The sequence below is a fragment of the Agrobacterium sp. LY4 genome (genome assembly GCF_001526585.1).
GTDB lineage: Bacteria > Pseudomonadota > Alphaproteobacteria > Rhizobiales > Rhizobiaceae > Agrobacterium > Agrobacterium leguminum.
Genome location: NZ_ASYA01000023.1, coordinates 193,581 through 209,044 on the forward strand (window position 1 = coordinate 193,581; position 15,464 = coordinate 209,044).

At 60.1% G+C, this 15,464-nt stretch carries 11 protein-coding genes and 1 pseudogene; 7 read left to right on the forward strand and 5 right to left on the reverse strand.

Going from position 1 to position 15,464, the window contains the following annotated elements:
• Positions 1-87 precede the first annotated feature (87 nt).
• Both L904_RS18590 and L904_RS18595 read left to right on the forward strand, forming a co-directional pair.
• Positions 88-2,178 carry a methyl-accepting chemotaxis protein gene (locus L904_RS18590; protein WP_020809199.1) on the forward strand — a complete coding sequence of 697 codons (2,091 nt, stop codon included), beginning with the start codon at positions 88-90 and terminating at the stop codon, positions 2,176-2,178.
• Between the two features lie 123 nt (positions 2,179-2,301).
• Positions 2,302-2,781: a DUF2938 domain-containing protein gene (locus L904_RS18595; RefSeq protein WP_020809201.1), complete on the forward strand. Its 480-nt coding sequence runs from the start codon at positions 2,302-2,304 to the stop codon at positions 2,779-2,781.
• A 40-nt stretch (positions 2,782-2,821) separates the two neighbouring features.
• On the opposite strand, the pseudogene L904_RS18600 reads toward L904_RS18595, so the two are convergent.
• A pseudogene (locus L904_RS18600) lies at positions 2,822-3,753 on the reverse strand (neutral zinc metallopeptidase).
• Positions 3,754-3,851: 98 nt separating this feature from the next.
• Positions 3,852-4,340 carry a DUF2306 domain-containing protein gene (locus L904_RS18605; protein WP_020809203.1) on the reverse strand — a complete coding sequence of 163 codons (489 nt, stop codon included), beginning with the start codon at positions 4,338-4,340 and terminating at the stop codon, positions 3,852-3,854.
• Positions 4,341-4,432: 92 nt separating this feature from the next.
• Between L904_RS18605 and L904_RS18610 the strand changes: the two genes are divergently transcribed.
• The 3 genes from L904_RS18610 (at position 4,433) to L904_RS18620 (ending at position 9,389) form a co-directional block, all read left to right on the forward strand.
• Entirely contained in the window at positions 4,433-5,254 is an 822-nt protein-coding gene (locus L904_RS18610; protein WP_020809204.1) for a LytTR family DNA-binding domain-containing protein, read from the forward strand.
• Positions 5,255-5,411: 157 nt separating this feature from the next.
• A complete protein-coding gene (carB, locus tag L904_RS18615; protein WP_003522842.1) occupies positions 5,412-8,900 on the forward strand; it encodes a carbamoyl-phosphate synthase large subunit in 3,489 nt (1,162 codons plus the stop codon).
• Positions 8,901-9,200: 300 nt separating this feature from the next.
• Positions 9,201-9,389: a hypothetical protein gene (locus L904_RS18620; RefSeq protein WP_031233516.1), complete on the forward strand. Its 189-nt coding sequence runs from the start codon at positions 9,201-9,203 to the stop codon at positions 9,387-9,389.
• A gap of 78 nt (positions 9,390-9,467) precedes the next feature.
• Here the strand turns inward: L904_RS18620 and L904_RS18625 are convergent, their stop codons facing one another.
• The 3 genes from L904_RS18625 to L904_RS18635 all read right to left on the reverse strand — a co-directional run bounded on the left by L904_RS18625 (position 9,468) and on the right by L904_RS18635 (position 13,442).
• Positions 9,468-10,607: a GGDEF domain-containing protein gene (locus L904_RS18625; RefSeq protein WP_020809205.1), complete on the reverse strand. Its 1,140-nt coding sequence runs from the start codon at positions 10,605-10,607 to the stop codon at positions 9,468-9,470.
• A 151-nt stretch (positions 10,608-10,758) separates the two neighbouring features.
• Positions 10,759-12,210, reverse strand: a complete 1,452-nt coding sequence (locus tag L904_RS18630; protein ID WP_020809206.1) for a UdgX family uracil-DNA binding protein — start codon at positions 12,208-12,210, stop codon at positions 10,759-10,761.
• Positions 12,210-13,442, reverse strand: coding sequence for a putative DNA modification/repair radical SAM protein (locus L904_RS18635; RefSeq protein ID WP_020809207.1), 1,233 nt, complete (start codon positions 13,440-13,442; stop codon positions 12,210-12,212). The genes L904_RS18630 and L904_RS18635 overlap by 1 nt, the downstream gene beginning before the upstream one ends.
• Positions 13,443-13,663: 221 nt before the next feature.
• Between L904_RS18635 and greA the strand changes: the two genes are divergently transcribed.
• A complete protein-coding gene (greA, locus tag L904_RS18640) occupies positions 13,664-14,140 on the forward strand; it encodes a transcription elongation factor GreA (RefSeq protein ID WP_003522847.1) in 477 nt (158 codons plus the stop codon).
• Positions 14,141-14,230: 90 nt separating this feature from the next.
• Positions 14,231-15,286, forward strand: a complete 1,056-nt coding sequence (locus L904_RS18645) for a glycosyltransferase family 4 protein (RefSeq protein ID WP_020811378.1) — start codon at positions 14,231-14,233, stop codon at positions 15,284-15,286.
• The last annotated feature ends 178 nt before the right edge of the window (positions 15,287-15,464 follow it).

Sequence of the window (15,464 nt, forward strand, 5' to 3'; positions counted from 1 at the left end):
GCAGAATATTCCCGCCTTTCTGGCATGTCTTTCCCACCATTTCACAAGATGAGCCGAACGGTACATCCTGTTCCAAGGACGTGTAGCTTGCCCAAAAAAACCAACCTCATGACACGCATCCTCTTTGCGGCGTCTTCGCTTGTCGTCGCCGCCTTTGCCGGTTTTTCTTTCTACATCGACAGCCTTCAGCACCGTGTCACGACGGAAGCGGTGGCGGAAAACATCGATTCTTCCGGCAAGCAGGCCGCGCAAAGCATCGCCAACTGGCTGAACGGCCGCATCATGCTGACGGAAACAGTAGCAAAGACGCTTGCCAAGCTTCCGGATGAAGAGGCGAAGCTGCGGCTTCTGGAAAACGACGTTCTGACCGCGCAGTTCATGTCGACCTATTTCGGCAATGCCGAAACGGGAAGCTTCACCACCTTCCCCAAAACGCCGCTGCCGGAAGGATATGACCCGCGCAAGCGTCCGTGGTATCTGGACGCGGTCAAGGCCGGCAAAACGGTTCTGACCGAACCCTATAACGACGCCTCGACCGGCGGGCTCATCATCACCGCCGCCATTCCCGTTTCCATCGATGGCAAGCTGGCCGGCGTGACGGGCAGCGACTTCTCGCTCAATTCGCTGGTCAACATGATCAAGTCGGTGGATGCCGGCACGGACGGATATGCGTTCCTCGTCAGCAAGGACGGCAAGATCCTTATTCACCCCGATCCGAAATTCGTCGACAAGCCGCTGACCGATCTCTTCAAGGTCAATACGCCGGCGATTTCCTCGGCGATTTCGCAGACCGAAATCGACGGTAAGGGCAAGATCACCAGCTTCATTCCGGTCGCCGGCTTGCCCTCGGTCGACTGGTATCTCGGCTTTGTCGTTGATTCCGATGTTGCCTATGGCGCCATTGGCCAGTTCCGCCTGGCGGCGACCATCGCCACAATTCTCGCCGCCGCGATCATGATCGGTCTCTTGGCCACCGTGCTGTCCCGCTTCATCGTTCGCCCGGTGACGCAGATGACCTCGGCCATGGAAGGCCTCGCATCCGGCAATCTCGAGGTCGCCATTCCCGGTCAGGAGCGCACCGACCAGATCGGCTCCATGGCCGCAGCCGTCGCCGTGTTCCGGTCGAACGCCATGGAACGCCTGCGCCTCGAAGGCGATGCCGAAGAAAACCGCACGCTTTCCGAACGGGAGCGCAGCGAGCGCGAAAGACTGGCGGCAAAGGACGCCGCCGACATCCAGTTCGCGGTCGATTCGCTTGCCCGTGGATTGGCGCATCTTTCCGATGGCGACCTCAACTACCGCATCGACACACCTTTCGTAACCCGCATCGACCGCCTGCGCGATGATTTCAACAATTCCGTCGCCAAGCTGAACGCAGCGCTCAGCACCGTCGGCCAGAACGCCCGCGCCATCGACGCCGGCGCCGGCGAAATCCGTCAGTCCGCCGACGATCTGGCGCGACGCACCGAGCAGCAGGCGGCTTCCGTGGAAGAGACCGCAGCGGCGCTTGAGGAAATCACCACCACCGTCAAGGATTCCGCCCGCCGTGCCGAAGAAGTGGGCCGTCTGGTCGACCGCGCCCGCAACAATGCCGAACAGTCCGGCGTCATCGTCGAAGATGCGGTTCGCGCCATGGAAGGCATCGAAAAATCGTCGTCCGAGATCAGCAACATCATCGGCGTGATTGACGAGATCGCCTTCCAGACCAACCTTCTGGCGCTGAATGCCGGTGTGGAAGCCGCCCGCGCCGGTGAGGCCGGCAAGGGTTTTGCCGTCGTCGCACAGGAAGTGCGCGAGCTTGCCCAGCGCTCCGCCAATGCGGCGAAGGAGATCAAGACGCTGATCAACGCCTCAACGTCGCAGGTGCAGTCCGGCGTCGATCTCGTCGGCAATGCCGGCAAGGCGCTGGAAACCATCGTCCGCGAAGTGCAGGAAATCAATCGCCACATCGACGCCATCGTGACGTCGTCGCGCGAACAGTCGACCGGCCTTCAGGAAATCAACACCGCCATCAACACCATCGATCAGGGCACGCAACAGAATGCCGCCATGGTCGAGGAACAGACGGCCGCAAGCCACGGGCTCGCCTCGGAAGCGGCGGCGCTCAACGAGCTGCTCGCACAATTCCAGCTCGCCACGGCTACGCGGCGGCAGGCGGAGTATGGGCGCGCTGCATGATGGCAAAAACAGAAATGGCCGGAGCGATCCGGCCATTTTTCTTGTCCGCCCCGGCAATAGCCGGTTTCCGCCACCGGCGTGATCCGCTAGAGCTTGATCGATCATGATCATGCGGAGGGATCTATGCTGGAACTGATTTGGCGCGGCATTGCCATGGGCATTGGCGGCACCGTGTTTATGGATATATGGGCAATCGTGCTGCACCGGTTCTTCGGCCAGTCCGCGCCAAACTGGGCGCCGGTCGGCCGCTGGTTCTGGCACGTGCCGAAAGGTACGATATTTCACGACAGCATCGCCACGGCTGAACCCTATGAACACGAACTGGCGCTCGGCTGGATTTCGCATTACGCCGTCGGCATTCTTTATGGCATCGTTCTCGCGCTGGTGGTTCCGGCCGCGTGGTTTGCCAATCCTTCGTTCATTGAGCCGTGGATCGTCGGCATCATAACGGTGGGCGCGGGCTGGTTTCTGTTGCAGCCAGGCCTCGGCATTGGCTGGGCAGCGTCGAAGACCCCCAACCCGAACAAGGTCCGCTTTCTCAACCTTGTGGCCCATACGGTTTTCGCCCTCGGCATGTATGCCGTGGCGCTTTTGATGCGCTAAATGAAAAGGGGGCTGAAAAGCCCCCTCTCCTGTCCGGTTCTCAGATATTCGCCGAGAACGTATCGCAATCTTCGACGCGGCCGCTCTGGAAACCGCGCTTGAACCATTCCGCGCGCTGTGCCGAGGTGCCGTGGTTGAAACTGTCAGGCACCACATAGCCCTGGGTCTGCTTCTGCAGCGTATCGTCGCCGATTGGTGGGCGGCGTTCAGCGCTTCCTCGAGGTCGCCGGTTTCGAGAATACCCTTCTGCTCGGTGAACTTGCCCCAGATGCCGGCATAACAATCCGCCTGAAGCTCGACACGCACCGACATCTTGTTGGCATCCACCTGGCTCATCGACTGGCGGCGGCGGTTGAACTCCGGCAGAACGCCGGTCAGGTTCTGGATGTGGTGGCCCACCTCATGCGCAATCACATAAGCCTGCGCGAAATCGCCGGCCGCGCCGAAACGCTGGTCCAGTTCCTTGAAGAAGCTGGTGTCGAGATAGACCTTGCGGTCGCCCGGGCAATAGAACGGGCCGCTGGCGGCGGAAGCATAACCGCAGGCGGAAGACACCTGGCCGGAGAACAGAACCAGCGTCGGCTTCTGATAGGTCTCGCCGGCGGACTGGAAAATGCCGCTCCACGTATCTTCCGTCTCGGCCAGCACCGTGCGCACGAAAGCCGTCGTCTCGTCCGATGACTGGCCTTGCGGACGCGTGCCCGCCTGCTGGCCGCCGGATTGCTGCGTCGTACCGCCGCCATCCAGCGAAATATCGCCGCCCGAAAGCAGCGTCAGCGGATTGATGCCGAGCACCCAGCTTATCAGCAGGATGACCAGAATGCCGCCAATACCGATACCGCCGCCGCGCCGTCCGATAGGCACACGCATTCCGCCACGGGAAAAAGGATCGTTGCCCGACGGCCCCGATCCCGCCGACATGCCGCGCCGGTCCTCGATATTGTCCGACTGGCGGCGCCCTCTCCATTCCATGCTATTCTCCCGGCGGATATCGCCTTAACAAGCTGCCTTATAACGGCACTATAATACATCTTGTTCCGGAAGGAAGCAGAGGCGGTAAACGGAGTCTTTCATGCGGCTCTGCGTCTTTGTTTCAACACGGTCAGAAACAGGAAGACAAACAGGAGAGCGCCGGCGGAAAAGGCCACAAATCCGGCTCTGCCATCACCAAAAGCAACCTCATGCATGATGCGGCCGGGAACGAAGGTGAAACCTCCGGCAATCACGATGCCGCCGAGATAAACGCTCTGCATGATCCGCATATGGCGTCTGATATCGCCGCGGCGGGCGAAATAGATCGATTGAAGACAGCCATATATCGTGAAGGCGGAAAGCAGGTGGATCGGGCTGAAACCGTAAAACATCCTCAATTCATGGATGAAGAACGTCGAAACGGACGTCGTGACCATCAGCATCACCCATATCTTGCCGAACAGCCGGTGGATGGCAGTTCCCTTGGGGCGCAGGAAGATGAAGGCGCCGAGAATGGCCGCAGGCACGACAGTGGCGACATGGAACTGCACGGCAAGCGGTGCGTCTAACAAAGGCTGGAATGACATGGGTGCTGTTTCGGCCCGGTTGAAATCACCGGCAATTTCGGCAAACCATGCGCTCAGGAAAAACGGATTGACGCCAACCGCAGGAAAACTTCGTGGATCACCCGTATCTGCAATCCACGCTTCGTGAAATGCACGCCATCCTGCAATCGCGCAGGCTGTGGCTGACATTTCTCGCGGTGTTGGCGATCTTCATCGTGACCGGACCTTTCGGAACGAGCGAAACCATGAGCTTCGCCGACCGGCTGCTTTACTGGACAATCATACAGGCCAGCGCCTGGACATTCGCCATATCCTTTTCCATCATCGCCAACAGCATCCTTGCCGGCAGCATCGAAAATATGCTGACGCGCATGATGATCGGCTCGCTGACGGCCGCCCTGCCGATCGGGCTGCTGCTCACCATCACGAACCGGGTCTTTTCAGGCAAGGAAATGGGTTTCGGCCCCTTTTTACAAAGCAGCCTGTCGTCTCTGCCTCTCTGCGCCATCTTCTGCCTGCTAAGTTATCTCACCGCCTGCCAGTCGCTCGAAACAGCGGCCAATGCCGCTACGGACACGGGCGAAGATACCAGACGCGAGGTAAAGGGCATCGTACCGCTGCTGGAGCGGCTACCGCCGCAAAAGCGCGGAGAATTGCTGCGACTGTCGGTGCAGGACCACTATACTGAAATCGTCACCACGCGCGGGCATCAGCTCGTTCTGCTGCGTTTTTCCGATGCGCTGAAAGAAATAGGCCAGACGGAAGGCTTGCAGGTACACCGGTCCCACTGGATTGCCGATGCCGACGTCGTCTCCCTGCGTAAACAGGCCGGCCGTCTGCATGTCATTACGGGAGACGGTACGGAAATCCCCGTCAGCCGCTCCTATAATGCAGCGGTACAAGCCCGTTTCGCCGCCCTTGTCCCTGCCCGTTAAGAGTTTCTGTCGATTCCGGAATTTATGGGGTTCCGTTCTCAAAAACATTTGCCTATAAGCCGCTTCTAGCCTGAAAACATTTGAATTGCGCCCCCCGGCCGGTGATCCTTCACCCTGGCCGGTGTTTTGCGCAACCGAAAAGCGGAACGAGAGAGCCATGCCGAAGCGCCAAGATATCAAGTCCATCCTCATTATCGGCGCGGGACCGATCGTCATCGGTCAGGCATGTGAATTCGACTATTCCGGCACCCAGGCCTGCAAGGCGCTGAAGGAAGAGGGTTACCGGGTCATCCTGGTCAACTCCAACCCGGCGACGATCATGACCGATCCGGGCCTTGCCGACGCCACTTATGTCGAGCCGATCACGCCGGAAGTCGTGGCGAAGATTATCGCCAAGGAGCGTCCGGATGCGCTTCTGCCGACCATGGGCGGCCAGACCGCGCTCAACACCGCGCTCTCTCTCAAGCGCATGGGCGTTCTCGACCGTTACAATGTGGAAATGATCGGCGCGAAACCCGAAGCCATCGACATGGCCGAAGACCGAGCCCTCTTCCGCGAAGCCATGGCCCGCATCGGCCTTGAAACTCCGCGCTCCATGCTGGCCAACGCCACCGAAATCAAGGATGCCGACCGCAAGAAGCACGAGGCAGCGCGCACCGAGCTGAAGGGCAAGCTCTCCGGTCCCGATCTCGACAAGGCGCTGGACGATCTCGAAAACCAGTGGAACCTCGGCGAAACCGACCGCAAGCAGCGTTACATGGCCCATGCCATGGCGATTGCCGCGCAGGCAATCGATCATGTCGGCCTGCCGGCCATCATCCGCCCGTCCTTCACGCTTGGCGGCACCGGCGGCGGCATTGCCTATAACCGCTCGGAATTCTTTGACATCGTCTCCGGCGGTCTCGACGCCTCGCCGACGACGGAAGTTCTGGTCGAAGAATCGGTTCTCGGCTGGAAGGAATATGAGATGGAGGTCGTCCGCGACAAGGCGGACAATTGCATCATCATCTGCTCCATCGAAAACATCGATCCGATGGGTGTTCACACCGGCGATTCCATCACCGTCGCGCCGGCGTTGACGCTGACGGACAAGGAATACCAGATCATGCGCAACGCCTCGATTGCGGTGCTGCGCGAGATCGGCGTCGAAACCGGCGGCTCGAACGTGCAGTTCGCCGTCAACCCGAAGGACGGCCGCCTCGTCGTCATCGAAATGAACCCGCGCGTCTCGCGCTCCTCCGCTCTTGCCTCCAAGGCAACCGGCTTCCCCATCGCCAAGATAGCCGCCAAGCTCGCCATCGGCTACACGCTGGATGAGCTTGAGAACGACATCACCGGCGGTGCGACGCCCGCTTCGTTCGAACCGTCCATCGACTACGTCGTCACCAAGATCCCGCGTTTCGCCTTCGAGAAATTCCCCGGCGCTTCGCCGATCCTCACCACCGCCATGAAGTCGGTCGGCGAAGTCATGGCCATCGGCCGCACCTTCGCGGAATCGCTGCAGAAGGCGCTGCGCGGCATGGAAACCGGCCTTACCGGTCTCGATGAAATCGAAATCCCCGGCTACGAGGAAGGCGAAGGCTCCAAGAACGCCATCCGCGCCGCCATCGGCACGCCGACGCCGGACCGCCTGCGCATGGTCGCCCAGGCGCTGCGCATGGGCATGAGCGAAGAGGAAGTCCACGAGAACTCAAAGATCGATCCGTGGTTCATCGCCCAGTTCAAGGCCATCGTCGACATGGAAGCCCGCATCCGCGAGCACGGCCTGCCGCAGGATGCTGAAAACCTGCGCATGCTGAAAGCCATGGGCTTCTCCGACGCCCGCCTTGCCAGCCTCACGTCCAAGCGCCCGAAGGAAGTGGCCGAGCTGCGCAACAGCCTGAATGTTCGCCCGGTCTTCAAGCGCATCGACACTTGTGCTGCCGAATTCGCCTCGCCGACCGCTTACATGTATTCGACCTATGAAATTCCCTTCGTCGGCGCAGCCCGCTCCGAAGCGCAGGTTTCGGATCGCAAGAAGGTCGTCATCCTCGGCGGCGGTCCGAACCGTATCGGCCAGGGCATCGAGTTCGATTATTGCTGCTGCCACGCCGCCTTCGCGCTGAAGGATGCCGGCTTCGAAGCGATCATGATCAACTGCAACCCGGAAACGGTTTCCACCGACTATGACACCTCCGATCGCCTCTATTTCGAGCCGCTGACGGCTGAAGACGTGATCGAGATCATGCGTGCCGAACAGGAAAAGGGCGAGCTGGTCGGCGTCATCGTGCAGTTCGGCGGCCAGACCCCGCTGAAGCTCGCCGAAGCGCTGGAAAAGAACGGCATTCCGATCCTCGGTACCGCGCCCGACATGATCGACCTCGCCGAAGACCGCGACCGCTTCCAGAAGCTGCTGATGAAGCTCGATCTTGCCCAGCCGAACAATGGCATCGCCTATTCGGTCGAGCAGGCCCGCCTCGTGGCTTCGGAAATCGGCTTCCCGCTGGTCGTTCGCCCGTCCTACGTTCTGGGTGGCCGCGCCATGCAGATCATCCATTCGGAAGGCCAGCTCCAGACCTATCTGCTCGACACGGTTCCGGGCCTCGTACCCGAGGACATCAAGCAGCGTTACCCGAACGACAAGACCGGCCAGATCAACACCCTGCTCGGCAAGAACCCGCTGCTGTTCGACAGCTACCTGACCAACGCCGTGGAAGTGGACGTCGATGCGCTGTGCGACGGCGAAAGCGTCTTCGTCTCGGGCATCATGGAGCACATCGAAGAAGCCGGCATCCATTCGGGCGACTCGGCCTGCTCGCTGCCGGTCCGTTCGCTGTCGAAGGAGATCGTCGACGAGCTGGAACGCCAGACCACCGCGCTTGCCAAGGCGCTCAATGTCGGCGGCCTGATGAACGTGCAATATGCCATCAAGGACGGCACGATCTACGTTCTCGAAGTCAATCCGCGCGCCTCGCGCACCGTACCTTTCGTGGCGAAGACCATCGGTGCGCCGATCGCCAAGATCGCCGCCCGCGTCATGGCCGGCGAGAAGCTCGATCCGGCGATTGCCGCTTACGGCGAAAAGCCAGATCCGCGGAACCTGAAGCACATTGCCGTCAAGGAAGCCGTCTTCCCCTTCGCCCGCTTCCCCGGCGTCGACATCCTGCTCGGACCGGAAATGCGCTCAACCGGCGAAGTCATCGGCCTCGATACCGATTTCGCGCTGGCCTTCGCCAAGAGCCAGCTCGGCGCCGGCGTCGACCTGCCCCGCTCCGGTGCGGTCTTCGTCTCGGTGCGTGATGAGGACAAGGAAGGCGTTCTGCCCGCCATCCGCATTCTCGTGGAAAGCGGTTTCAAGGTGCTGGCCACCGGCGGCACCCAGCGTTTCCTCGCCGAAAAGGGCATCAACGCCGAAAAGATCAACAAGGTGCAGGAAGGCCGTCCGCATATCGAAGACGCCATCCGCAACCGTCAGGTCCAGCTCGTCATCAACACCACCGACAGCAACAAGGCGATTTCTGACTCGAAGTCGCTGCGCCGCGCGACGCTGATGCAGAAGGTGCCTTACTACACGACGATGGCCGGCGCGGAAGCGGCAGCGCTTGCCATCAAGGCGCTGAAGGCCGGCAATCTGGAAGTGAAGCCGCTGCAGAGCTACTTCCAGTAAGCTGCGGGAACCGCAGGTTCCAACGCTGAATGAAAACAAGACGCCGCGGGTCACCATGCCCGCGGCGTTTTGCATTGCGTAATCCTGCTGCAATTCATTGCCGGTATCAAAACATCAGGTTCGAACGAGGCCCATGATGTCCCTATTGCTCAATGACGGATCGCCCGCAGCCATTCGCCGCGCCGTTGCCAAAGCTCCTGTCAAACGCTCCATGAAGATGCTGAAGCGCCCCGCCATAGGGTCCCGGCGATGGGAACACCTGGCCCCGATACGCCAAAGCACCGCCTTGAGGGACTGACCATGGCTGGACGTCCACCGGGACCGGAGCGGGTGGCTTTTCCGCTGCGGATCGAACCCGCAATATTGAACATGATCCGGCACACCGCGAGCGGCGAGTTGCGCAGCGTCAATGCTCAGATCGAGGTTCTTCTGAAAGAGGCCCTGTCCCGCCGCGCCACGGCGGATGAAGCAGACAAGCCGCCCTTCTAGACCGAAGGGCAACAACGACGCTACACGACACAAAGATGCGGTGCGGCCCTGCGGAAGATCGACGGCCCGCAGCACCGCCTATGCCGCCTGCGCCTCCCGAACGCAATTGCGCCCTTCCATCTTCGCGCGGTAAAGTGCGCGATCCGCCATTTCCGCGAGCGTCTGGAGATCGCAGCGCATCTCGCCAGTGGCGGCAACGCCGATGCTGATGGTGACGCCGACGCGCAAACCGCCGCAATCGACCTCGGTTACCGCAATCGCATCGCGAATGCGCTCGCCGATCATGCAGGCCTTGCGAACGCCGGCGCCCGGCAGGTAGATGATGAATTCCTCTCCGCCGTAACGCGCCAGCACGTCCCCACTGCGGATGCTGCCGCCGATGCGCTTCGCCACTTCCTGCAGCACGCTATCGCCGACGGCGTGGCCAAAACGATCGTTGATCGACTTGAAGTGATCGATATCCAGCAACATGGCCGCATCGGCGGGATCGGGCGTCGCAGGCATGGTCTGGAAGAAGAAACGCCGATTCTTCACGCCCGTCAGCGGGTCGGTATTCGCAAGAACCAGCAGTTTTCGTTCTGACCGCTCGGCCACGAGCATCATCACGAACAGGGCAATGGCAAAGTTCAGCATGATGATGAAGAAAAACGCATTGACCAGATCGATGGTGGCATAATCGGGGAAAAGCACGCTTTTCACCACAAATAGCGAAATGAGACCGGAGACGCCGGTGATGCCCCCCAGCGCCAGGCGCGAGAGCAGCGGCTCTCTGCGCCATCTGGCGAAAAGCACCGATGCCCCGGCGAGATAGGCAAGCGATGCGCAGCCATTGAAGAGTGCCGCGCGATACGCATTATTGTCCGACACCTGCTGCGCGACCACCATCGCCAGCACGGAGATGAGGCAGACAATGGATACGGTCCGTCGGTCGACGGGACGCCCATCGCTCAACGCCTTCAAGCCGAGCCAGATCAGCGCGTAACCCACAATACCGAAAACGACACTGCCGAGCCGCCACAGGGCCGGCGACAATATTCCCCATTCTCCGTAACCGGCAAGCGTGGAGCCAATCGCCATCGAGGCGAAACCCGCCGCAAGGGGGACGGGACCGCGCAAGCCGCGATTGGTCATTTTCAGATAGATAAAACTCAAAAGCCCAACGATGTAAGAACACTTTTGCATCAGTATGACTGTCGCAAGGTCGAGTTCACCCAACATGATTTGTCCATATGGTAAATAAATTCGGAGAAATTAATTATAATATTAAGTATAAAATTTCAATAAAAATAACAGATAAATAATCAGTAAATAATACTACTGCAAGTTACGGCTCGAATATTGAATAAATCTCCAGCGCGCAAATGGAAATTTATTCGAATATTCTAATAAAACTAATATCCTTCTTGAACCGCATCATTTCCGCCTCTTTCACCTGCCCATCGGCAAGGCGTAGGAGATAGGACGGGTGCACGGTAACAAAAAGCGTTCGGCCTTCCTCCATCGGCAGGGGACGGCTCCGAATCTCCGAGAGCTTTTCCTTGCCGCCGGTCAGCGCATAAAGCGCCGTTGCGCCCATGGCAACGATCAGTTTCGGCCGAATAAGCGCGATTTCCTGATTGAGCCACCAGCGGCATTGCTCCACTTCCCCCGCATTCGGCCGCTGATGGATGCGCCGTTTGCCGCGCATTTCATATTTGAAGTGTTTGACGGCATTAGTGACGTAAAGCTCTTTGCGCTCGATACCGACATCGGCAAGAGTCCGGTCGAAAAGCTGGCCGGCCGGGCCGACAAAAGGCTTTCCGGCGAGATCTTCATGATCGCCCGGCTGTTCGCCGACGATCATGATTTCCGCATCCTCCGGCCCCGAACCGAAAACCGTTTGCGTGGCGCTGCAATGCAGGGGACAGCGGGTGCAGTGGCCAGCCTCGCGCGCCAGCGACGCGAGCGTGCCGTCCGGCACGGGTTGCGGCATCTCCCGTGCAGCGGCCGCAGCCTGCAGACGATGGTGAAAAGGCTGCGGCTGGCTTGCCGCCCTGGCGGCCATCTCCAGCACCCGCGCCTCCGCGCCGAGAACGAGACCGGGAATGAGATCGGCTTCCGGCAGGTTCTTCCAGTATCTCTTCGGCATCTCCGCCGTCATGGCTTTGATCTTGAGGCGCGCCGGATTGAATATATTAGCATAATAGGTCCGCCAGAGTTCATCCGTCTCGTCCGTCAAATCAGGCTTCGCCGCCGCCTCCCGTGAGGTTTGCAGTATGCTTCCATCCCATTGGGCGGACCCTTTCGGCGTCGCGATCAGCCAGTCCATATCGGTAAACCGTCGCTGGAAAAACGCTGCCGTTCGCTCGACGATGAAATGATCCGGCTCGAACCAGGCCACGAACCGCCGTCGCCCGCCCTGCCCCTGCGGCAAGGGCAATTCCTTGAAACGGACGAAGGCCGTCATCTTGTGACAATCCCGGCGCACCGATTTCTCGAGCAAGCGGGCCTCTGCAACATCCGGATCGGACTTGAACCGCAACAGGGCTCGGTCCCGCTTCAGCCGCCACAACAACCGGTAAAGCAACGCAAACCGGCGGGGATCGCCATGGCAGATGACGGCCTGCGCCAGCGCCACGAACGAGGCCGGAACGGAAACCTGCCCATTGCCGGCATCGTCGACCGTCGGCAATGGCTCGCCGGCGAAATCCAGCAGCCCTGCCCCGTCATCCCGCAACCGCCAGTCAATCGTCTCCGGCCGAATATCGGCGGCAAGGGCCGCACGCGCGGCATCGCGCCACTCGCCGAAATCGCCCCGCCCTTCCAGAACCGGACCGTACATCACAACAGCGATAATTGTTCGGGCTGCGGTGCAAACATCGCCCGCAAATCCGGCCGCTCGGTCAGCTTGCCCGGCGTCCAGCCCTCAGCGACGATGAAAGCCTTCACCTTTTTCAGGGAAACACCGAAACGGGCGATGTCCTCCAGCCGCAGCCGCCGGAACCGCCGCGACGATAGAACGGAGGCCACCGTCTTGGTGCCGAAACCGGGCACACGCAGCAGCATTTCCCGATCCGCCGCATTGACGTCTACCGGGAAACGGTCGCGATGTTTCAGCGCCCAGGCGAGTTTCGGGTCGATATCGAGATCGAGCATGCCGTCACCCCCGATCGCCGTTATCTCGCTGATATCGAAGCCATAAAAGCGATACAGCCAGTCGGCCTGATAAAGCCGGTGTTCCCGCATCAGCGGCGGCTTGATGAGCGGTAGGTTTTTCGACGAATCGGGAATGGGGCTGAAGGCCGAATAATAGACGCGCCGCAAACCGTAACTGCCATAAAGCCGGGCGCTGGTGGAGAGAATGGTGCTATCGTCAGCGCCATCCGCCCCCACGATCATCTGCGTGCTCTGCCCGGCCGGCGCAAAGCGCCTGGTCTTGCGTGTCCAGACGGTCGGCTCCCCGGCCTCCTCGATCTTCAGGCGGATATCGGCCATGGAGCGGCGAATATTGACGGGCTGCTTTTCCGGCGCAAAGCGGCCAATGCCGCTATCGGTCGGCAATTCGATATTGATCGAGAGACGATCCGCATAAAGCCCTGCCTCCTCGATGAGCCTGGGCGATGCTTCGGGAATGGATTTCAGGTGGATATACCCGCGAAAACCATGGGTAACCCGCAACTCCCGCGCCACGCGCACCATCTCCTCCATCGTATGATCGGAGGAACGGATGATGCCGGAGGACAGGAACAGCCCCTCGATATAGTTGCGCCGGTAAAACTCCAGCGTCAGCCAAACCACCTCTTCCGGCGTGAACCGCGCCCGCTCGACATTGCTGGAGGAGCGGTTGATGCAATAGGCGCAATCATAGATGCAGAAGTTGGTGAGCAGGATTTTCAAAAGCGAAATGCAGCGCCCGTCCGGCGCATAGGCATGGCAGATGCCCGACCCTTCCGTGGAGCCCAGACCGCCCGATGCTGCGGAGTTGCGTTTTGTCGTGCCGCTCGATGCGCAGGAGGCATCGTATTTCGCCGCGTCGGAGAGAATGGCCAGCCGTTGCCTGATCGACTTCTTCATAGGTATGTTCACTATATGTTCCATAGGCGAATGTCAATGACATAGGGTAAGACATTGATTACGTGAGGAAATATGCGCGCCTCAAATTTGCTGGCATTTCGCTGTCGTCTTCTGATATAGTCGGCTCAGTTATGATTTTGGCATGGTTCCGGAGTTCCCCTCCGGAACCTGTTTCTTTTTGTGTCTGCAAGTAAAGCGACCGGAATGCGAAGGATAAAAAAATGGTAGAAAAAGTACCGATGACTCAGGGTGGATTCGTCAAGCTGCAGGAGGAGCTGCGCTGGCGCCAGCAGGAGGAACGCCCCCGTATCATCGAGGCGATTGCGGAAGCGCGCGCCCATGGCGACCTTTCGGAAAACGCCGAGTACCATGCTGCCAAGGAAGCACAGAGCCACAATGAAGGCCGCATCACCGAACTCGAAGACCTGACCGCACGCGCAGAAGTCATCGATCTCTCCAAGATGTCGGGCTCGAAGATCAAGTTCGGTGCCACCGTGAAGCTGGTGGACGAGGATAGCGACGAGGAAAAGACCTATCAGATCGTTGGCGACCAGGAAGCCGATGTGAAGGCCGGCCGCATCTCCATCTCCTCGCCCATCGCCCGCGCCCTCATCGGCAAGGAAGTCGGCGACAGCATCGAAGTCAACGCGCCTGGCGGCGCCAAGGGCTACGAGATTCTCGCGGTTCAGTGGGGCTGATGCCCTCACATGCAATGCGCCCCATGCGGGCGCATTGCTTTTCTTGACGTCTTCAATCCCCCGAATTAGCCGCAAAGACGGAAGCCCATCTTGTCCCACGTCAGTCTGAAAGATGTGCAGGTGCTTGCGCCGAATTTCAAACGCAGGCTCTCCGGCGTCACCTCCACCATCGTTCAGCTCATTCCGGTGCAGAACCGGCTGGGACAGAAGGTGGCCGTCATTGGACCGGGTCTGCCGCCGCATCTGCCGCATGTGCGCTTCCGCGATCTGTGGCGGCTCTGGCAAAACGGCCCGCAGGGCGGCCCGCGCATCTGGCATGCCCGCCGCAATCTTGAAATGTTGCCGGGTCTTTTCATGCGTGACGTGCTCCGCATGAAGGTAAAGCTGCTGTTCACCTCGGCCGCACAGAGGCGGCATTCCGCCTATACACGCTTTCTGATTTCGAAGATGGATGCCGTGGTCGCGACCAGCACCCGCTCCGGCTCATTTCTGGAAGTACCCCATCGCGTCGTCATGCATGGCGTCGATATCGACCTGTTCCATCCGGCAACCGGCCCGGAAGACACAATCGCGGCAACCGGCCTGCCGGGACAATATCTCATCGGCTGCTTTGGACGGGTGCGCCACCAGAAGGGCACCGATCTCTTCGTGCGCGCCATGATCGAGCTTTTGCCCGCCCATCCGCAATGGACAGCCATTGTTTCCGGCCGGGTAACGGCGGAACACAAGGCTTTTGCCGAGGCACTCGAGGCCGATGTCAAGGCCGCCGGCCTTTCGGACCGCATCGTGTTTCAGGGTGAGGTGGATGACATCAAGCCCTGGTACCGGCGGCTGACGCTCTATGTCGCCCCATCGCGCAACGAAGGTTTCGGCTTGACGCCGCTCGAGGCCATGGCATCGGAAACGGCCGTCGTCAGCAGCACTGCCGGCGCCTATGAGGAAATGATCGTCAGGGGCGAGACCGGCGCTGTCGTCGAGGCGGGTGACTATACATCGCTCAGGGATGCGATAAGGACCTATCTTGCCGATCCGGCTCTGGCCGAGAGCCATGCGAAGGCCGGGCTTTCGCATGTACGCAGCACATTTCCGCTTGAGAAAGAGGCCACGAGTCTCGGCGAAGTCTATGAGGCTTTGCGGCGCAGATAAAACGCCGCGCGCGCTTTTGAGCGCCACGATACACAACAAAATTCCATATGCAGGCATCCCCCTCCTTCCGTCATCCGGCCTTGAGCCGGAATCCAGCCGACGCGCGTCTGCGCGGCGGAGAGAGTATTTTCAGCCCAAGGACTTGGGCTGGCTGGATTCCGGCTCAAGGCCGGAATGA